Raw genomic sequence first — 18,057 nt, forward strand, 5'->3', positions numbered from 1 at the left:
TGCTCCGGTAGGTTGTGCGGGTGGCACGCGAGGAGACGACCGAGATCGCAACCGACCCGGTGGGCAGGCCCCTGCCCGACTTCCCCGTCCCCGCGCCGCTCGCCGCCCACGGTCCCGCCCGCGTCATCGCGATGTGCAACCAGAAGGGCGGCGTCGGCAAGACGACCACCACGATCAACCTCGCCGCGGCGCTGGCCGAGTACGGCCGCCGCGTGCTCATCGTCGACTTCGACCCGCAGGGCGCGGCGTCGGTCGGCCTGGGCGCCAACCCCCACGAGCTCGACCGCACGGTCTACGACCTGCTGGTCGACCGGCACGCCCGGGTCGAGGAGCTGATCCGCCCCACCGAGATCCCCAACCTGGACCTGCTGCCGGCCAACATCGACCTGTCCGCCGCCGAGGTGCAGCTGGTCAGCGAGGTGGCCCGCGAGTCGATCCTGTCCCGGGTGCTGCGGCCCGTGCTCGACGACTACGACGTGGTGCTGGTCGACTGCCAGCCGTCGCTCGGCCTGCTCACCGTCAACGCGCTCACCGCCGCGCACGGCGTGCTGATCCCGCTGGAGTGCGAGTTCTTCGCGCTGCGCGGCGTGGCGCTGCTGGTCGAGACCATCGAGAAGGTGCGCGACCGGCTGAACCCGCGCCTCGAGGTCGACGGCATCCTCGCCACCATGTACGACCCGCGCACCCTGCACGCCCGCGAGGTCGTGGCCCGGGTGTACGAGGCGTTCGGCGACACGCTGCTCCACACGGTCATCGGCCGGACGGTGAAGTTCCCGGACGCGTCGGTGGCGGCGGAGCCGATCACGACGTACGCGCCGACGCACGCCGGGGCGCACGCGTACCGGCAGCTCGCGCGGGAGCTCGTCGCCCGTGGCGACGCCGCCTGAGACGGCGCCGACCGCCGAGGCCGTTGCCGCCGCCCCCGGCGGGACCGGCGCGCCCGACGACGCGCCGCGGCCCGGGTCCGGCGCCTTCGAGGTGCACCTGGAGAACTTCTCCGGGCCGTTCGACCTGCTGCTGGGGCTGATCTCCAAGCACAAGCTCGACATCACCGAGGTCGCGCTCGCCGCGGTCACGGACGAGTTCATCGCGTACATCCGCGCGGCCGAGCGGGCCGAGGCCGAGGGCGGTCGCCCCTGGGACCTCGGGCAGGCGTCCGAGTTCCTGCTGGTCGCGGCCACGCTGCTCGACCTCAAGGCCGCGCGGCTGCTGCCCGCGGGCGAGGTCGAGGACGCCGAGGACCTGGAGCTGCTGGAGGCGCGGGACCTGCTGTTCGCCCGGCTGCTGCAGTACCGGGCCTACAAGGTGGTGGCCGCCGACATCGGCACCCGGCTCACGGAGCAGGGCCGGCGGCTGCCGCGCACGGTGCAGCTGGAGCCGCACCTCGCGGCGATGCTGCCGGAGCTGATCTGGCAGATCGGGCCGGAGGAGCTCGCCGCGCTGGCCGCGAAGGCGCTCGCGCCGCCCGCCCCGCCGCCCGGCGTGGACCTCAGCCACCTGCACGCGCCGGCCGTGAGCGTCCGGGAGCAGGCGGCCGTGCTCGCGGACCGGCTGCGGCACGGCGGGGCCGCCTCGTTCCGCACGCTGACCGCCGACGCCGACTCGACGCTGCTGGTGGTGGCGCGGTTCCTCGCGCTGCTGGAGCTGTTCCGGGAGGGCGCCGTGGCGTTCGACCAGGTGACCCCGCTGGGGGAGCTGACCGTGCGGTGGACCGGGGCCGAGGACGGCGACGTCGCGGTGGCGTCGGACTTCGACGAGGGGGACGACGTGGTGCCGACGGACGTGGCCGCGCCCGAGGCGCAGGGGGAGGACGCATGACCGAGGACCTGACGGCCGCGGCGCCCGGAGGCGTGCCCGCGGACGGGCTCGGCGAGGGCGAGCTGCCCCCGGAGCCCGCGGCGCCCGCGCCCGACGTGCACGACCTGCCCGGCGGCGCCCTGGCGGCCCTCGAGGCCGTGCTGATGGTCGCCGACGAGCCGATCCCGGCTGTGCGTCTCGCCACGGTGCTCGGACTGCCGACCGGTGAGGTCGTCGACCTGCTGCGCACCCTCGCCGAGGAGTACCGCGGCGAGCACGGCGAGCGCCCGCGCGGGTTCGAGCTGCGGCAGGCCGGCGAGGGCTGGCGGATCTACTCGGCGCCGGCGTTCCACCAGGTCGTCGGCCAGTTCGTGCTGGACGGGCAGACGGCCCGGCTGACCCAGGCCGCGCTCGAGACCCTGGCCGTGATCGCGTACCGGCAGCCGGTGACGCGCGGGCAGGTCTCGGGGGTGCGCGGGGTCAACGTGGACGGCGTGGTGCGCACGCTGACGGCCCGCGGGCTGGTCACCGAGGCCGGCACCGACCCGGGCTCGGGTGCGCTGCTGTACCGGACCACGGGATACTTCCTCGAGCGGATGGGCCTCACGAGCCTCGACGAGCTGCCCCCGCTCGCCCCGTACCTACCCGAGATCGACGCGTTCGACGGGCTGGACGGGGCCGCAGTGACGACAGGAGACGTGTGATGAGTGCAGCAGGACAGGGCGGTCGCGGCCGCGGCAGCACGGGCGGCGGTGCCCGCGGGGCCGGTGGGTCCGGCGGTCGGTCCGGGGGAGCCGGGCGCGGTGGCGCCGGCGGCGCGGGCCGCTCAGGCGGCGGCGCGGGCCAGGGCGGCGGTCGCTCCGGCGGCGGCGCCGGGTACGGCGGCGGGCGGTCCGGCTCGGGCGGCCAGGGCGGCGGCTACGGCGGCGGCCAGGGCGGCGGGCGGTCCGGCGGCCAGGGCGGCGGCTCCGGCCGGCCGTCCTCCGGCGGCGGGTACGGCGCAGGCTCGGGTCGGCCGTCCTCGGGCGGCGGCTACGGCGGCGGCGGCGCGGGCCGTCCGTCCTCGGGCGGCGGCTCCGGGCGTCCCGGTGCGGGTCGCCCCGGCGCGTCGTCCGCGGGTCGCCCCGGCGGCTCCTCGTCCGGCCGGGTCGCGGGCGCGGGCCGTCCCGGCGGCGGCACGCGCTCCGGCGCCCCTCGCGGCGCGGACACCGGGCGCCCGGGCTCGGCCTGGCCCTCCCGGCCGCCGCAGCAGCGCCGGACGCCCCCGCGCGGCCCGCGCCCGACGGACATCGACGTGCACGACCCCGAGGGCGTGCGGCTGCAGAAGGTGCTGGCGCAGGCCGGCCTCGGCTCGCGCCGCGCGTGCGAGGAGCTGATCGCTGCGGGCCGGGTGACGGTCGACGAGCAGGTGGTGCTGGAGCTCGGCGTGCGCGTCGACCCGCGCACCGCGGTGATCCACGTCGACGGCCTGCGGCTGCAGCTCGACAAGGACGTCATCACCCTGGCGCTGAACAAGCCGCTGGGCGTGGTGTCGACCATGCACGACCCCGAGGGCCGCCCGTCGCTCGAGCAGTTCGTGCAGAACCGCGAAGAGCGGCTGTTCCACGTCGGCCGGCTGGACGCCGACTCGGAGGGCCTGATCCTGCTGACGAACGACGGGGAGCTCGCCAACCGGCTGTCGCACCCGTCGCACGGCGTCTCCAAGACGTACCTGGCGACCGTCGAGGGCCGGGTCCCGGCCGGCGTCGGCGCGCGGCTGAAGAAGGGCGTCGAGCTCGAGGACGGCATCGTGGCGGTGGATGCGTTCCGCGTCGTGGACGCCACGCCGCAGGCGAGCATGGTCGAGATCGTGATCCACGAGGGCCGCAACCGCGTCGTCCGCCGGCTGCTGGAGGAGGTGGGCCACCCGGTGACCCGCCTGCTGCGCACGCAGATCGGCCCGATCAAGCTCGGCGACCTGCGCCCGGGGCGCACCCGCGTGCTCGGGAAGGCGGAGGTCGGCTCGCTGATGACGTCGGTGGGCATGTGAGCACGAACGGCACGCCCGCGGTCGTGACCCGCGGCCCGGTCCGCGTGGTCGGCACGGGGCTGCTGGGCGCGTCGGTCGGCCTCGCGCTGACCGCGCGCGGCGTCGACGTGACGCTGCACGACCCGTCCCGCACCGCGCTCGCCCTGGCCCGCGACGTGGGCGCGGGGCGGCCGGCGGCGGACGGCGACCCGGAGCCGGCGCTCGTCGTCGTCGCCGCGCCGCCGGACGTGACGGCGGACGTGGTGCGGGCGGAGCTCGCCGCGCACCCGGACGCGGTCGTCACCGACGTGGCGAGCGTCAAGGGCTACGTGCTCAACGAGCTCCGGGCCGCGGGCGCGGACCTGTCCCGGTACGTCGGGTCGCACCCGATGGCCGGGCGGGAGCGCTCGGGGCCGGCCGCGGCGGTGCCGGACCTGTTCGTCGGGCGGCCGTGGGTCGTCGTCGACTCGGGGGAGTCCCGGCCGGACGCGCTGCTCGCGGTGCGGGCGCTGGCGACCGACCTGGGCAGCCTGCCGGTGACGATGGACGCCGCGGAGCACGACGCCGCGGTGGCCGTCGTCTCGCACGTGCCGCAGGTGGCGGCCAGCCTGGTCGCCGCGCGGCTGCGGGGGGCCGAGCCGGACGCGCTCGGGCTCGCCGGGCAGGGGCTGCGCGACGTGACCCGGATCGCGTCGTCGGACCCCGCGCTGTGGACGTCGATCCTGGCGGCCAACGCCGCGGCGGTGCGCGCGGTCCTCACCGGGCTGCGGGACGACCTCGACGAGGTCCTGGGCGCGCTGGACAGCGCCGCCCGGGCGAGCGGGCTGGAGGACGTCGAGCTCGGCGCGCTGGCCCGCGTGGCGCGGCTGATCGCCGACGGCAACGCCGGCGTGGCGCTCGTGCCCGGCAAGCACGGCGGCGCGCCGCGCTCGTACGCGGTGGTGACGGCCCTGGTGCCCGACCGGCCCGGCGAGCTCGCGCGACTGCTGACGGACGTCGGCGAGGCCGGCGTGAACCTGGAGGACCTGCAGCTCGAGCACGCGGCGGGACGACCCGTCGGCATGGCGTCGGTGTCGGTCGACCCCGCGCGCTCGGCGCACCTGGAGGCGGAGCTGACGGCCCGCGGTTGGAGGTTGGTTCGGTGACTGCGCACGACGTGCGACGGCCGGTGGTGGTGGCGATCGACGGGCCGTCCGGCTCGGGGAAGTCGACGGTGTCCCGGCGGGTCGCCGAGCGGCTCGGCCTGGCGTACCTGGACACCGGCGCGATGTACCGCGCCGCGACCTGGTGGGCGCTGCACCGCGGGGTGTCCCTGACCGACGCGGACGCCGTCGCGCAGCTGGTGCGCGAGATGCCGCTGGTGATGGGCGTCGACCCCCGCCACCCGGGCGTGCACGTGGACGGGCACGACGTCGGCGAGGCGATCCGCGAGACGGCCATCTCCGCCGCGGTGAGCGCCGTGGCGACCAACCTGGAGGTGCGCGCCGAGCTCGGCCGCCGGCAGCGCGCGGAGATCGCGGCGCAGGCGGCGTCCTCGGCGTTCTCGGGGGGCCGCGGCATCGTCGCGGAGGGCCGGGACATCACCACGGTCATCGCGCCCGACGCGGACGTGCGGCTGCTGCTCACCGCCAGCGAGGAGGCCCGCCTCGCCCGGCGCGCCCGCGAGGTGCACGGCTCCGACGACGCCGACGCGGTCGCGGCGACCCGGGACCAGGTGGTCCGCCGGGACGCGGACGACTCGACGGTGTCGCAGTTCCTGGTCGCGGCCGACGGCGTGGTGACGGTGGACTCCTCGGAGCTCGACCTCGACCAGACCGTGCAGGCGGTGCTCGACGTGGTGGCGCGCACCGCGGACCTGCACGCGTGACCCGCGCCGTTGACCCGTCGGCGCCGGAGGTGCGTGCCGGGGACATGCCGCCCGGCTCGAAGCCGGTGCCGGGCTGGGCGCGCGCCATCGGCCGGTTCCTGGCGCACGGCGTCTGGGACGCCCGGGTGCTCGGCGCCGAGCACGTGCCCGCCACCGGTCCGGTGGTGTTCGCCGCGAACCACACCAGCGTGGTGGACGGTCCGCTGCTCCAGGGCATCACGCCGCGGCCGGTGCACATCCTGGTCAAGCACGAGATGTTCCGCGGCCCGCTCGGGGCGGTCCTGCTCGGCGCGCAGCAGATCCCTGTCGACCGGTCCGGCGGGCGCGCGGCGCTCGTCGCGGCCCTGGCCGTGCTGCAGCGCGGCGACGCCGTCGGCGTGTTCCCCGAGGGCAACCGCGGGCGCGGCGACGCGTCCTCGGCGCGCGCCGGGGTGGCGTGGCTGGCCGTGCACGGCGGCGCCCCGGTGGTCCCGGTGGCCATCCTCGGCACCCGGCGCACGGGGGAGTCGGTCGGGCACATCCCCTTCCCGCGACGCCGGCTGCACGTGGAGCTCGGCGCGCCGCTCGACCTGACGCCGGCCGCGGGTCAGTCCCGGCGCGAGGCCGTCGGCGCGGGTACGGAGCGGGTGCGCGCGGCCCTGTCGGCGCTCGTGGCGGACGCCGCGGCGCGCACCGGCGCGGCGCTCCCGACGGACTGACGCCGGGCCCGCTCAGGGCGCGGTTCGTCCGGGGGCGCTCGGTCAGGGAGAATGGTGCCCATGCATGACAGCGAGCCGGCCCAGCCGACCACCTCCGAGGCCCTCGAGGGGCCCGACGGCGTGGAGTTCGACGACCTCGAGAACGGCCCCGCCGAGGCCGAGCCCTTCGACGGCACCGACGTGACCGCGGAGGCGGAGGACGACGAGGCGCGCGAGCGCGCCCTGCGGGCCGGGCTGGACGACTACGAGCTCGAGGACGAGGACGTCGCGCTGCTCTCCGGCGACGAGGGCGAGGACGACGAGGACGGCTCGCACCTCGCGCTCCCCGTGCTCGCGGTCGTCGGCCGCCCCAACGTCGGCAAGTCGACGCTGGTCAACCGCATCCTCGGCCGCCGCGAGGCCGTCGTCGAGGACAAGCCGGGCGTCACCCGCGACCGCGTGTCCTACCCCGCCGAGTGGGCCGGGCGCCGGTTCACGCTGGTGGACACCGGCGGCTGGGAGGTCGACGTCGCCGGCATCGAGGCGCGCGTCGCCGAGCAGGCCGAGGTCGCGATCTCGCTGGCCGACGCGGTGCTGTTCGTCGTCGACGCCACGGTCGGCCCGACGGCCACCGACGAGCGCGTCGTGCGCCTGCTCCGCAAGTCCGGCAAGCCGGTCGTGCTGTGCGCCAACAAGGTCGACGGCCCCCGCGTCGAGGCGGACGCCGCCGAGCTGTGGAGCCTCGGCCTGGGCGAGCCGCACCCGGTCTCGGCCCTGCACGGCCGCGGCACCGGCGACCTGCTCGACGCGGCGATGGCCGCGCTGCCGACCGTCTCGCAGCACGCCACCGCCCGCCCTGGCGGCCCGCGCCGCGTCGCGCTGGTCGGCCGCCCGAACGTCGGCAAGTCGTCGCTGCTCAACAAGGTGCTGGGCACGGACCGCGTGGTCGTCGACGACACCGCCGGCACCACCCGCGACCCGGTCGACGAGCTCGTCGAGCTCAAGGGCGTGCCGTGGTGGTTCGTCGACACCGCCGGCATCCGCCGCCGGGTGCACCAGACCTCCGGTGCCGACTTCTACGCCTCCCTGCGCACGCAGGCCGCGATCGAGAAGGCCGAGGTCGCCGTCGTGCTGCTCGACGCGTCGCAGCCGCTCACCGAGCAGGACACCCGCGTCATCCAGCAGGTCATCGACGCCGGGCGCGCGCTGGTCATCGCGTACAACAAGTGGGACCTCATGGACGAGGACCGCCGGCCCTACCTCGAGCGCGAGATCGAGAAGGAGCTCGTGCAGATCCAGTGGGCCCCGCGGGTGAACATCTCCGCACGGACCGGCTGGCACACCGACCGCCTGGTGCCCGCGCTCACACGGTCGCTCGAGTCCTGGGACACCCGCATCCCGACGGGCAAGCTCAACGCGTTCCTCGGCGAGCTCGTCGCCGCGCACCCGCACCCGCTGCGCGGCGGCAAGCAGCCCCGCATCCTGTTCGCGACCCAGGCGTCGACCCGCCCGCCGCGGTTCGTCGTCTTCGCGACCGGCTTCCTCGAGGCGGGCTACCGCCGGTTCATCGAGCGCCGGCTGCGCGAGACGTTCGGCTTCGAGGGCTCGCCGATCTCGATCTCCGTCCGCGTCCGGGAGAAGCGCAAGCGGTGACCCGCGGCGCGGAGGTCGAGCGGACCGGTGGCCGGACGGGGGACCGGACGGCCGAGGCGGACCGGCACCACGTGCGGCGCCGCTCCCCGGTGCTGATCCTCGGGCTGCCGCGCGACCCCGCGGGGCCGCGGCACGTGGCCGGGTTCCTCGCCGTCACGGTGCTGACCGTGCTGGTGACGCGAGGGCTGCTCGCGCTGACCGGGTTCCCGCAGCTCGGCGGCGACGGCCTGCACATCGCGCACGTCCTGTGGGGCGGGCTGCTGATGGCGGTCGCCGTCGTGGCCGTGCTGTCCTGGGCCGGGCCGGTGGTGCGGCCGCTGGCCGCGCTGGTCGGCGGCATCGGGTTCGGGCTGTTCATCGACGAGATCGGCAAGTTCGTCACGTCGGACAACGACTACTTCTACGAGCCGACCGCGTCGCTCATCTACGTCGTCGTGGTCGTGCTCGTCCTGGTCGGCGAGGTCATCCACGGCCGGCGGCGCGACCCGCACGAGACCCTCGCGGCCGCGGCGGACCTCGCGGTCGCGGGGCTGGCCGGCGGGTTCTCGCCGCGCGCGCGGCGGCAGGCGCGGGAGCTCGTGGCCGGCGCCGGCGACGTCCGCGGGGCCGCCGAGGTCCGGGCGCTGCTCGACGTCGTCGAGGACGACGCGCGGGAGCTCCCCGACCCGATCAGCGCCGTGGCCCGCGCCGTCGTCACGGCGTCCCGGCGCGTAGTGCGCGTCCGCTGGCTGCCACGGGTGACCGTCGGCGTGCTCGCGCTCGTCACGCTGTACACCGTGGTGCGGGGGACCGTGCTGGTCGCGACCGGGGCGGACCTGCCCTGGTGGGCGATGGTCGGGCTGCTCGCGAGCGGGGCGGCCTCCCTCGTGTGCTCCGCGGTGGGTCTGCGGCTGGTCGGCGACGACCGGGCGCGCGGGTACGAGTGGTTCCGGCGCGCAGTGCTCGTCAACCTGCTGCTGAGCCAGATCTTCCTGTTCCGCATCGACCAGTGGAGCGCCGTCACCGGGCTGGTGGTGGACCTGCTGCTGCTCGGCGTCGTCGCGGCGGAGCTCGACGTGCTGCGCGGCCGGTCGGGCGAGCCCGACGTCGCGGCGGACGCCGCGGCGGACACGGCCACGGCGCGCTGACGCCCGGCGGCCGCCCCGCCGGGTCCTCGCGGCCGACCCAGCCTCGCCACCGACGGCTTCCGGCCGGACCCGCTGCCGACCCGGCCCCGCGGCCTACGGCTTCCGGCCGGCCCCGCGGCGATCGTGGTGGGTCGCGCCGCAAGCCGTAGGCGAGGCGAGGCGCGACCGCGGGCAGGCTCGATTTGGTCCTGGGATGCAGCTGGGATACATGTAGTAGCCATGAACCCTCGGGTCCCCGCTCCAGCACCGCCCGCGGCCGAGGTCGCCTACCGGCACGTCAAGGACGCGCTGATCTCCGGGCGGCTGCCCGCGGGGGAGATGGTCAGCGAGGGGGACGTCGCCGCCGACCTCGCGATGAGCCGCACGCCCGTCCGCGAGGCGTTCCTCCGGCTCTCGACCGAGGGCTGGCTCCGGCTGTTCCCGAAGCGCGGCGCGCTGGTGGTGCCGGTCGCGCCCGGCGAGGCCGAGGCGGTCGTCGAGGCGCGGCTGCTGCTGGAGACGCACGCCGTGGCCGTCGTGGTCCGGTCCGCCGCGTCCCGCGACGCGCTCGCCGCCGAGCTGCGTGGTCTGGTCGCCCGGCAGCGGGACGCCGTCACCGCGGGCGACCTGGAGGCCTACGCCGAGCACGACGCCGCATTCCACCTCGCGGTCGTGGCGGCCGGCGGGAACGACCTGCTCACCGGGTTCTCGGTGACGCTGGGCGAGCGGCAGCGGCGGATGGTCGCGCTGTCGGTCGGCGCCGCGGGGGAGCGCGCACCGGGGTTCGTCGAGGGGCACGAGGCGCTGGTCGCGGCGATCGAGGCGGGCGACGCGCCGGCGTTCCGCGAGCGGCTGCGCGCGCACCTGCACGGCGCGCACCTGGCCTCCGCGCACCCGCGCACCGGCGGCGCGGTCGGCCGGGACCCCGGCGCGCCGGGCGCAGGCGACCCGGCGGGCCCGGAGCGGGACGGCGGCGCGCGATGACCACCACCGGCACGCCCGCGACCGGCACGACCGCCACCGGCACGACCGCCACCGCCGCACGCCGCGACCCGGTCGCCGCGGCCGAGCCGGACCCGCGCGCGTGGCTCCGCGTCGCGGCGCTCATGTTCGCCGTCGCGTGGGGCGGCAACGAGTTCACGCCGCTGCTCGTGATGTACCGCGAGGTCAGCCACCTGTCGGCGCTCACCGTGAACGTCCTGCTCGGCGCGTACGTCCTCGGCATCGTCCCCGCGCTGCTGATCGGCGGGCCGCTGTCGGACCGGTTCGGCCGGCGACCGCTCCTGCTGCCCGCCGCGCCGCTGGGCGTCGTGGGGTCGCTCGTGCTCGCGCTCGGCCCGGCGTCCGTGCCTGCCCTCGCGGCGGGCCGGGTCCTGTCGGGCCTCGCGCTCGGGCTGGTGATGGCGGTCGGCACCACCTGGGTCGCGGAGCTGTGCGCGGCCACGGGGCAGCCGCAGGCGGGCGCGCGGCGGGCGTCGCTGGCGCTCACGTCGGGCTTCCTGCTCGGCGCGGGCGTCGCGGGGGCGCTGGCCCAGTGGGGGCCGTGGCGCACGGGGACCCCGTACCTGCTGCACGCCGCCGTCACCGTGCTGGCCCTGGTGGCCGTGCTGGCGGTCCCGGAGACGCACCCGGCCCGCCCGGCCGGGGCGCGCACCCCGCTCCGCGAGGACCTGCGGGTCCCGGCCGTCGGGCACCGGCGGTTCCTCCGGGTCGTGCTGCCGCTGGCGCCGTGGGTGTTCGGCGCGGTCGGCTCGGCGTACGCGGTGCTGCCGGGGCTGATGCGCGAGCACGCGGGCGGGGTGCCGATCGCGTTCTCCGCGCTGCTCACCGTGGTCACGCTGGCGGTCGGCTTCGCGGTGCAGTCGGTCGCCCGGCTCGTCGACACCCGGCACAGCGCCCGCGCCTCGGTGGTGGCGCTGGCGATCCTCGTCGTCGGGATGGCGCTGGCGGCGTGGGCGGCGGCGACGCTCGCGCTGCCGGTCGTGCTGCTCGCCGCCGCGGTGCTCGGCGCGGGCTACGGGCTCGCCCTGGTCGCGGGGCTGTCCGAGGTGCAGCGCATCGCCACCGCGGAGGACCTCGCCGGGCTCACGGCCGTCTACTACTCCGCGGCGTACCTCGGGTTCTTCGTGCCCGCGACGCTCGCCTGGCTGTCGACGCGCTGGACCTACCCGGAGATGTTCCTGGTGGGGCTGGGCGTCGCGGCGGTGTGCCTGGTGGTGGTCGCGAGCGCCTGGCGCGCCCATCTGCCGGCGGGGGACGGCGGGACCGTCCGGATACGGTAGAGTTTCCGAGGCTCCTGCGGGGGCCGCCGAGGTCCTCTCGAGGGCCATCGGGCTGTGGCGCAGCTTGGTAGCGCACTTGACTGGGGGTCAAGGGGTCGCAGGTTCAAATCCTGTCAGCCCGACGTAGAAGCCCTGGTGGGAGAGATCCCACCAGGGCTTCGTCGTTCCCCGGGGCCTCAGCCGGGCAGCCGCACCAGCCGCCGCACGGCCGCCAGCCCCTCGGGCGAGCCCGGCCAGTGCCGGTCGAGCGCCTCGGGCCCCGCCCGACGCACGACCGACCGGAGCACCAGGGCCACGACGAGCGCGTCGTCCGCCCAGCCGAGCACCGGGACCACGTCCGGCACGAGGTCGACCGGCAGCGCCAGGTAGCCGAGCAGCAACCACAGCCGGACGCGCACCCCGCGCGGCAGCGCGCGGTCGGTCGCCAGCCGGCGGACCAGGCGCACCACGTCCGGCAGCAGCCGGAGCACCTCGCGCAGCCGCAGCTCGTCGGGCCGGGTCGCCCAGAGCACGGCGACCAGCGCGAGCCACAGCAGGAGCACGCCCCCCAGGACGCCGAGCAGCGTCCACGCCCAGTCCGGCACGGCCCGTCAGCCGTCGGTGCCGGGCGGGGTGGCTCCGCGTGCGTCGGCCATCGGGGGTCCCTCCAGAAGGGGTGGTGCGGGCAGGCGCCCGGCGGGGCGACGGTACCGCCCTGCCGCCGCGGCCGGGCGCGCCCGCTCACGCCCCGGTCAGCACCACCAGCCGCTGCGTGGCCCTCGTCATGGCGACGTACCGGTCGACTGCCCCGGTGACGCCGCCTCCCCAGCGCTCCGGGTCGACGAGCACGACCAGGTCGAACTCCAGCCCCTTCGCGCCCGCGGGCGACAGCGACCGGACCCGGGGCGCCCCGGCGACCTCCCGGTCGGCGCCGATCACGCACGCCACGCCCTCCGGGTGCTCGGCGAGCCAGGTCGCGAGCAGCGCGTCGAGCTCGCCGACGGTCCCGTGCGCCACGGGCACCCCGGTGCTGCGGACCGAGGTCGGCACGTTCGCGTCGGGGAGCGCGGCCCGGATGACCGGCTCGGCCGCCGCCATCACCTCGGCCGGCGTGCGGTAGTTGATCGACAGCGACGCCACCACGGGGTCGCCCAGGCCGACGCGGCGCAGCCGGTCCGTCCACGACTCCGCGAACCCGCGCCGCGCCTGCGCCCGGTCGCCGACGACGGTCAGGCTGCGCGACGGGGACCGGCGCAGGAGCATCTGCCACTCCGCGTCGGTCAGCTCCTGGGCCTCGTCGACCACCACGTGCGCGAACGGGCCGGCCAGCCGGTCGGTGCCGGTCCGGTCGTCCTCGGGGTCGCCGAGAAGCGCGTGCTCGAGGTCCGCGCCGCGGAGCATGTCGAGCATCCCCTCCTGCGCGCCCTCGCGGTCGGCCGCGATCAGGTCGTCCGCGACCTGCGCCCGGTACGCGCGCTCGGCCGCCGCCTCGGCCTCCTGGCGGTGCCGGCGCCGCGACGCCCCGGGGTCGCCGAGCCGGTGCCGGGCGGCATCGAGCAGCGGCAGGTCGGCGTCGGTCCACGCCCGCGGGTCCGCGCGCTGCAGCAGGTCGACCTGCTCGGGCGCCAGCCCCGGCGCACACAGCCGGAGGTAGGCGGGGACGGACCACAGGTCGGCGACCAGGTCCGCGGCGTCGAGCACGGGCCACGCCCGGTTCAGCGCCGCGGCCAGGTCCGCGTGCCGGCGCAGGGCGCGCCGCAGCAGGTCGTCGGGGACCTCCTCGTCCTGCTCGCGGGCCTGCTCGGACAGCAGGTCGAGCAGGGCCTCCTCGATCGCCGTGCGGGCCTCGTTGTGCGGGGTGCCGGGGTCGGGGGCGCCGAACGCCTCGGCCCAGTCCTCGGGGCCGAGCCACAGGTCGGCCCACGGGGTCTCGACCAGCAGGCCGTCGGTGGGTGGTCGCTCGGAGAACCGCACGGCGGGCTCGATCGCGCGGACCAGGTCGAGCGTGCCCTTGAGGCGCGCGACCTCGGGGTCGGGCTCGGGCACCGCGGTGGCGCCCTCGGCGACGAGGTCGCGCAGCACACAGGTGCGGGCGCCGTCCTCGCCGAGGGCCGGCAGCACGTCGGCGACGTAGTCCAGGTACGGCCGGCTCGGGCCGACGACCAGCACCCCGCCGCGGCGGTGGTCGACCATCGGGTCGGCGTACAGCAGGTAGGCGGCGCGGTGCAGGGCGACGACGGTCTTGCCCGTGCCGGGCCCGCCGTCGACGACCAGCGTCCCGCGCGAGCCCGCCCGCACGATCGCGTCCTGGTCGGCCTGGATGGTGCCGAGCACGTCGCGCATCCGCGCGGAGCGGCTGGTGCCCAGGCTGGCGACGAACGCGGACTCGTCGTCGAGGGCGGCGTGGTCGACGGCTCCGCCCGCGCCGAGCACCTCGTCCCAGTAGTCCGTGACGCGCCCGCCGGTCCACCGGTACCGCCGCCGCGCCGCGACCCCCATGGGTCGGGCGCGGGTCGCGGCGAAGTACGGCTCGGCGGCGGGGGACCGCCAGTCGACCAGCAGCCGCCGTCCGTCGGGGTCGGTGAGCCCGAGCCGGCCGACGTACACGGCCTCGCCGCCGTCGTCCGGCGTGATGCGGCCGAGGCACAGGTCCAGCCCGAACCGGCCCAGCGCGCGCAGCCGGCCGGAGAGCCGCCGGACCTCGGCGTCGCGGTCGAGGGTCTGCTGCCCGTGGCCCGCGGGCCGGCGGCGGACGGCGTCGAGCCGCTGCGCGAGGTCGGTGGTCGTGGACTCGAGCGCGGCGGCGATCGCGGCGAACCGGTGCTCGTCGTCGGCGATCAGGGCGGGGTCGGCCTTGGCTGCGAGGCGGTCGGGGAGGTGGAAGGCGGGGGTGGTCGTGGCGGTCACGGGGCTCCTCCGGGGCGCGCGGTGCGGGCGGTGCGCCGAGGATTCTGGGCCCCGCCGGGGGCCTTGCGGCAAGACCCCCGGCGCGCTATACGTTGAGAGTGGCGGAGGCGGCCCTCGCGACCATGGCTTAGCGTTCCCTGGGTCTCGCCTGTGCAGACAGCAGGCACCTCGTCCCCGGAAGGTCCCCCGTGCGCTTGCCGTCCCTCGCCGTGCCCGCCGCCGCCCTCGTCCTCGCGCTCGGCCTCGCCGGCTGCTCCGCGGACCAGCCCAAGGAGAAGGACCGCGAGCCCGCCGCTGACGCCTCGGCCGCGCCGAGGGACGTCGAGACCGGCCCGCTCGAGGTCGACTACGAGGTCGAGGCCGTCGACTTCGGCGCCCCCGGCGCCGTCACCGCGCCCGGCACCGCGCTCGCGCTCGGGCAGCCCGCGTGGCTGAACCAGACCGAGACCTTCGGCGACCAGGAGGTCAGCGGCGGGGTCGGCGTGGCCGTGCTGCAGGTCAGCGAGCTCGACGCCGCGCTGTTCGACCAGTTCAGCAACGCCGAGGAGTTCGCGGGCTACACCCCGTACGCCGTGATCACGCAGCACCAGTGGCTGTACGACACCCCGGAGGACTACGACCCGGCGACGGTCGACCTGTTCCCGCTCGACGCGACCGGCGCGGACACCGAGTACCTGACCAGCGGGTTCTCGCTGAACTCGCCCGGCGACTCGTGCGGCCTGCTGCTGCCGGAGTACGACGAGGAGAACCGCGTCCTCGTGTCGTGCTTCGTCGCCCTCGCCAAGGACGGCGCGGTCGTCACGTCGGCCGAGTACAACGGCGAGTCCTACCAGTCGTTCATCGCGTCCTCGGACAACCCCTACTTCCCGTCGCCCGTCACCTGGAAGTGAGGCGGGGCGCGGCGGAGGAGCCGCGCCCGGCCGTAGCGTGAGGCCGTGACCTCCGCACCCGGACCCGCGACCCCGCCCGCCGCGCCGCCCGACCCAGGCGCGCTCCTGCTGACCGGCACGGTCGGCGCGGGGAAGAGCACGACCGCCGCCCACGTCGGCGAGCTGCTCGCCGAGCGCGGCGTGCCGCACGCGGTGGTCGACCTCGACGAGCTGCGGCGCTCCTGGCCCGCCCCGGCCGGCGACCCGTTCCAGCAGGACCTGGAGCTGGAGAACCTCCGGGCGGTCGCCGCGGTCTACCGGCGGCGCGGCGCGGCCCGTCTGGTGCTGGCGGGGGTCCTGGAGGACCGGGCGGCGCGGACCGCGTACGCCGCGGCCGTCGGGGTGCCGCTGACGGTGTGCCGGCTGCGGCTCCCGGTCCCGGCGGTCCGGGACCGGCTCGACGCGCGGCACGCCGGGTACCCGTCGGTGCTCGCGTGGCACCGGCACCGCGCGGGCGAGCTGCACGCGATCCTGGAGGACGCGCGCGTCGAGGACGCCGTGGTCGACGTCGACGGCCTCGCGCCGGCCGAGGTCGCCGCGGCGGTGCTCCGGGCCGTGGGCTGGGAGGCGTAGCCGGTCCGAGCCGGCAGGCGTCCCCGCCGTGCCGCGGCCCGCGCCGCGTGGTCGACTGGCCCGGACCGCACGTCGTCGCACGGGAGGACCGCACCATGGCCGAGCCGATCCACGTCGGGGACCGGGTGTCCTGGAACACCTCGCAGGGCCGCACGCACGGCACGGTCGTCGAGCGGCGCACCGCGGACTTCCAGCACGACGGCCAGAAGTTCACGGCGTCCGACGACGAGCCCGCCTACCTCGTCGAGTCCGAGAAGACCGGCGCCCGCGCGGCCCACAAGGGGTCGGCGCTGCGCCGGCTCGCCTCGGACTGACCCGGGGTCAGCGCGACGCGAGCACCTGGGCGAGCCCGACCCCGGACTTCCCCGCGTACTCGACCCACACGGTGTACGCGCGGCCGGCCGCCTGGTCGCCGACCCAGCGCTGCACCGCGGGCAGGTCCGACGCGGCGAAGATCCGGAACTCCTCGGTCGCGCCGTAGGCGCCGACGAAGTCGACCCGGTACGTCGGCCGGTCGTCGACCTCCACCGCGTACCGGGGGTCGGTGTGCTCCGTGCGCATCGCGTCCTCCTCGCGTCGTGGGCCGGCCCGCTCCGGAGACGGGGCGCGTCGGCCGCGGTGACGGCGCCGTCGCCGCCCGCTCCCGATGCTGCTCCTCGGCCGGGTCGAGCGGGCGGGCCGTTGGTCGCACGTGCGTGTGCGGTGCGTCACACGACGCGCCTCCGTGGTCGTGGGGGCGGGATGCGCACAGGATCGGCACAGGGAGGCGCGGCGCCCGACGCGGCCCTGCGCCTACCGTCGGCGTGGACGCCCTGGTGCGGGGCACGGGCAGACGGGAGCGGACCATGCGGACAGGTCGAGGGCGTGCGGCCGTCGGGGTCGTCGTGGGGACGGGGCTGCTCGCCCTCGCGGGCTGCGCCTCGGGGGCGGACATCGAGATCGACAACCGCGCCGACGCGGACGTCACGGTGCGGCTCGGGGACGACGAGCAGACCGAGGTGACCGACGACGGCGGCGCCCTGCTGCTCGACGTCTCGGAGTGCTACACCCCGCCGGCGGTGGTCACGTACGCCGACGGCCGGGTCGTGGAGCTCGACGACGACGTGTGCCCCGGCGACCTGCTCCGGGTGACCGACGACGACGTCGTGCTCGTCCGTGCGGCCGACCGCGCCGACGCGGACGCGTAGCGCGCGGGGCGTCCTGCTGCCGCCCGCACGCGTCAGCGCCGCAGCCGCCGCAGCTGCGCGGCCACGTAGGCGCGCGCCCGGCGCTGGCCGCCCCGCTCGGCGATCGCCGCCGCGAGCGCGTCCAGCGACCGCTCCACCGCCGCGCTGTCGGGCTCCCACCCGCGGCGCGTGCACTCCTCGAGCCACTCGACGACCCCGCGGTGCCCGCGCTCGGCGTTGCAGCGGCGGCAGGCCGGCACCTCGTTCTCGAGCCACGACGGCCCGCCCTTGGCGCGTGGCACCACGTGCTCGCGAGTCGGCGGCGCGAGCGGCCCGAACCCGCGCCCGCACCACACGCACCGGGCGCCGTCCCGCTCGACCGCGAGGCGCAGCCGCTCGACGCGCGGGGCGCGGCGCGGGCCGGCGGGGGTCATGGACCCGACGGTACGTCCGGCGCGGCACCGGGGCGCGGTCGACCGCACGCGCGCGCGGGTCGCGGGGTCAGGTGCGGTCGGGGAGGCCGTGCACGATCGCGTGCACGGTCGCGGCCACCAGCGCCCGGTCGGTGGGCGCCGCGTCGAAGCTGCGGTGGATCGGCCAGCCCTCCACGAGCACGTCGAGCGCGCGGCAGACGTCCTCGGGGAAGTGCCGGGACAGGCTGTCGCGGCTCCGCAGCACCCAGTCCCGCGCGAGCGCCTGGACCTCCGGGTCGTGATTCGCGTACGCGTACATCTCGAAGATCAGCGTCATCTCCCGCTCGGACGCGTACGCCGGCCCGCAGATCAGCTCGACGACCGCGGCCTCCGCCTCGTCACGGTCGCGCGCGCTGCCGAGCGTCCGGCCGTAGAACGCCGACATCGCGTCGACGAGCCGGGCGAAGGCCGCACCCAGGATGTCGTCGAGCCCGGAGAAGTAGTAGGTGAGCGAGCCGAGCGGGACGCCCGCGCGCGCCGCGATGCGCCGGTGGGTGGTGCCGTGCACCCCCGCCTCGGCGACGACGTCGAGCGCGGCGTCGAGAATGCGCTCCCGACGCCCCGGGTCGTTGGGGACCTCCCGCCGTGTGCCGCTCACCCGCCCATCTTCCCCGACGGGCGCGCGCCGCGAAGTGTGTAC

The 18,057-nt window shown here is 76.9% G+C and carries 20 protein-coding genes and 1 tRNA gene; 16 read left to right on the forward strand and 5 right to left on the reverse strand.

Features of this window, described 5'->3' with window-relative positions:
* Positions 1 to 20: 20 nt before the first annotated feature.
* From AC3WUG_RS02100 to AC3WUG_RS02155, 12 genes are all read left to right on the forward strand, one after another.
* A complete protein-coding gene (locus AC3WUG_RS02100) occupies positions 21 to 887 on the forward strand; it encodes a ParA family protein (RefSeq protein ID WP_147796645.1) in 867 nt (288 codons plus the stop codon).
* Positions 871 to 1,818, forward strand: a complete 948-nt coding sequence (locus AC3WUG_RS02105) for a segregation and condensation protein A (RefSeq protein WP_492326122.1) — start codon at positions 871 to 873, stop codon at positions 1,816 to 1,818. The genes AC3WUG_RS02100 and AC3WUG_RS02105 overlap by 17 nt, the downstream gene beginning before the upstream one ends.
* On the forward strand, positions 1,815 to 2,501 hold the full coding sequence (scpB, locus tag AC3WUG_RS02110) for an SMC-Scp complex subunit ScpB (protein WP_492326123.1): 687 nt from the start codon (positions 1,815 to 1,817) through the stop codon (positions 2,499 to 2,501). The genes AC3WUG_RS02105 and scpB overlap by 4 nt, the downstream gene beginning before the upstream one ends.
* On the forward strand, positions 2,501 to 3,826 hold the full coding sequence (locus AC3WUG_RS02115) for a pseudouridine synthase (RefSeq protein WP_492326124.1): 1,326 nt from the start codon (positions 2,501 to 2,503) through the stop codon (positions 3,824 to 3,826). Before scpB ends, AC3WUG_RS02115 begins: the two co-directional genes overlap by 1 nt.
* Complete coding sequence (locus AC3WUG_RS02120; RefSeq protein WP_492326125.1) at positions 3,823 to 4,950, forward strand: prephenate dehydrogenase; 1,128 nt, start codon at positions 3,823 to 3,825, stop codon at positions 4,948 to 4,950. The genes AC3WUG_RS02115 and AC3WUG_RS02120 overlap by 4 nt, the downstream gene beginning before the upstream one ends.
* The gene (cmk, locus tag AC3WUG_RS02125) at positions 4,947 to 5,672 is read left to right on the forward strand and encodes a (d)CMP kinase (protein ID WP_492326126.1); all 726 of its coding nucleotides are present in this window, start codon (positions 4,947 to 4,949) and stop codon (positions 5,670 to 5,672) included. The genes AC3WUG_RS02120 and cmk overlap by 4 nt, the downstream gene beginning before the upstream one ends.
* The gene (locus AC3WUG_RS02130) at positions 5,669 to 6,370 is read left to right on the forward strand and encodes a lysophospholipid acyltransferase family protein (protein ID WP_492326127.1); all 702 of its coding nucleotides are present in this window, start codon (positions 5,669 to 5,671) and stop codon (positions 6,368 to 6,370) included. The genes cmk and AC3WUG_RS02130 overlap by 4 nt, the downstream gene beginning before the upstream one ends.
* A 60-nt stretch (positions 6,371 to 6,430) precedes the next feature.
* Positions 6,431 to 8,002 carry a ribosome biogenesis GTPase Der gene (der, locus tag AC3WUG_RS02135; protein WP_492326128.1) on the forward strand — a complete coding sequence of 524 codons (1,572 nt, stop codon included), beginning with the start codon at positions 6,431 to 6,433 and terminating at the stop codon, positions 8,000 to 8,002.
* Positions 7,999 to 9,129, forward strand: a complete 1,131-nt coding sequence (locus AC3WUG_RS02140; RefSeq protein ID WP_492326129.1) for a hypothetical protein — start codon at positions 7,999 to 8,001, stop codon at positions 9,127 to 9,129. The genes der and AC3WUG_RS02140 overlap by 4 nt, the downstream gene beginning before the upstream one ends.
* A gap of 219 nt (positions 9,130 to 9,348) precedes the next feature.
* Entirely contained in the window at positions 9,349 to 10,092 is a 744-nt protein-coding gene (locus AC3WUG_RS02145) for a GntR family transcriptional regulator (RefSeq protein ID WP_492326130.1), read from the forward strand.
* Positions 10,089 to 11,390: an MFS transporter gene (locus tag AC3WUG_RS02150; RefSeq protein WP_492326131.1), complete on the forward strand. Its 1,302-nt coding sequence runs from the start codon at positions 10,089 to 10,091 to the stop codon at positions 11,388 to 11,390. Before AC3WUG_RS02145 ends, AC3WUG_RS02150 begins: the two co-directional genes overlap by 4 nt.
* A 48-nt stretch (positions 11,391 to 11,438) precedes the next feature.
* Positions 11,439 to 11,512: transfer RNA gene (locus AC3WUG_RS02155), tRNA-Pro, on the forward strand.
* Positions 11,513 to 11,566: 54 nt separating this feature from the next.
* Here the strand turns inward: AC3WUG_RS02155 and AC3WUG_RS02160 are convergent.
* Both AC3WUG_RS02160 and helR read right to left on the reverse strand, forming a co-directional pair.
* Entirely contained in the window at positions 11,567 to 11,974 is a 408-nt protein-coding gene (locus AC3WUG_RS02160) for a DUF1232 domain-containing protein (protein WP_492326132.1), read from the reverse strand.
* 136 nt (positions 11,975 to 12,110) lie between these two features.
* A complete protein-coding gene (gene helR / locus AC3WUG_RS02165; RefSeq protein ID WP_492326133.1) occupies positions 12,111 to 14,276 on the reverse strand; it encodes an RNA polymerase recycling motor ATPase HelR in 2,166 nt (721 codons plus the stop codon).
* Between the two features lie 188 nt (positions 14,277 to 14,464).
* On the opposite strand from helR, the gene AC3WUG_RS02170 reads away from it, so the two are divergent.
* The 3 genes from AC3WUG_RS02170 to AC3WUG_RS02180 all read left to right on the forward strand — a co-directional run bounded on the left by AC3WUG_RS02170 (position 14,465) and on the right by AC3WUG_RS02180 (position 16,092).
* Positions 14,465 to 15,166, forward strand: coding sequence for a hypothetical protein (locus AC3WUG_RS02170; protein ID WP_492326134.1), 702 nt, complete (start codon positions 14,465 to 14,467; stop codon positions 15,164 to 15,166).
* A gap of 45 nt (positions 15,167 to 15,211) precedes the next feature.
* The gene (locus AC3WUG_RS02175) at positions 15,212 to 15,778 is read left to right on the forward strand and encodes an adenylyl-sulfate kinase (RefSeq protein WP_492326135.1); all 567 of its coding nucleotides are present in this window, start codon (positions 15,212 to 15,214) and stop codon (positions 15,776 to 15,778) included.
* Positions 15,779 to 15,873: 95 nt separating this feature from the next.
* A complete protein-coding gene (locus AC3WUG_RS02180; protein ID WP_147796654.1) occupies positions 15,874 to 16,092 on the forward strand; it encodes a hypervirulence associated TUDOR domain-containing protein in 219 nt (72 codons plus the stop codon).
* A 7-nt stretch (positions 16,093 to 16,099) separates the two neighbouring features.
* Here the strand turns inward: AC3WUG_RS02180 and AC3WUG_RS02185 are convergent, their stop codons facing one another.
* Complete coding sequence (locus AC3WUG_RS02185; RefSeq protein WP_492326136.1) at positions 16,100 to 16,339, reverse strand: hypothetical protein; 240 nt, start codon at positions 16,337 to 16,339, stop codon at positions 16,100 to 16,102.
* Positions 16,340 to 16,623: 284 nt separating this feature from the next.
* Between AC3WUG_RS02185 and AC3WUG_RS02190 the strand changes: the two genes are divergently transcribed.
* Positions 16,624 to 16,965: a hypothetical protein gene (locus AC3WUG_RS02190; RefSeq protein WP_492326137.1), complete on the forward strand. Its 342-nt coding sequence runs from the start codon at positions 16,624 to 16,626 to the stop codon at positions 16,963 to 16,965.
* A 32-nt stretch (positions 16,966 to 16,997) separates the two neighbouring features.
* On the opposite strand, the gene AC3WUG_RS02195 is transcribed toward AC3WUG_RS02190, so the two are convergent.
* The gene (locus AC3WUG_RS02195) at positions 16,998 to 17,378 is read right to left on the reverse strand and encodes an HNH endonuclease (RefSeq protein ID WP_492326138.1); all 381 of its coding nucleotides are present in this window, start codon (positions 17,376 to 17,378) and stop codon (positions 16,998 to 17,000) included.
* Positions 17,379 to 17,445: 67 nt separating this feature from the next.
* Positions 17,446 to 18,015, reverse strand: a complete 570-nt coding sequence (locus tag AC3WUG_RS02200; RefSeq protein WP_492326139.1) for a TetR/AcrR family transcriptional regulator — start codon at positions 18,013 to 18,015, stop codon at positions 17,446 to 17,448.
* Positions 18,016 to 18,057: the final 42 nt, after the last annotated feature.

The organism is Cellulomonas sp. EB106-03-03-XG116 (genome assembly GCF_058792015.1).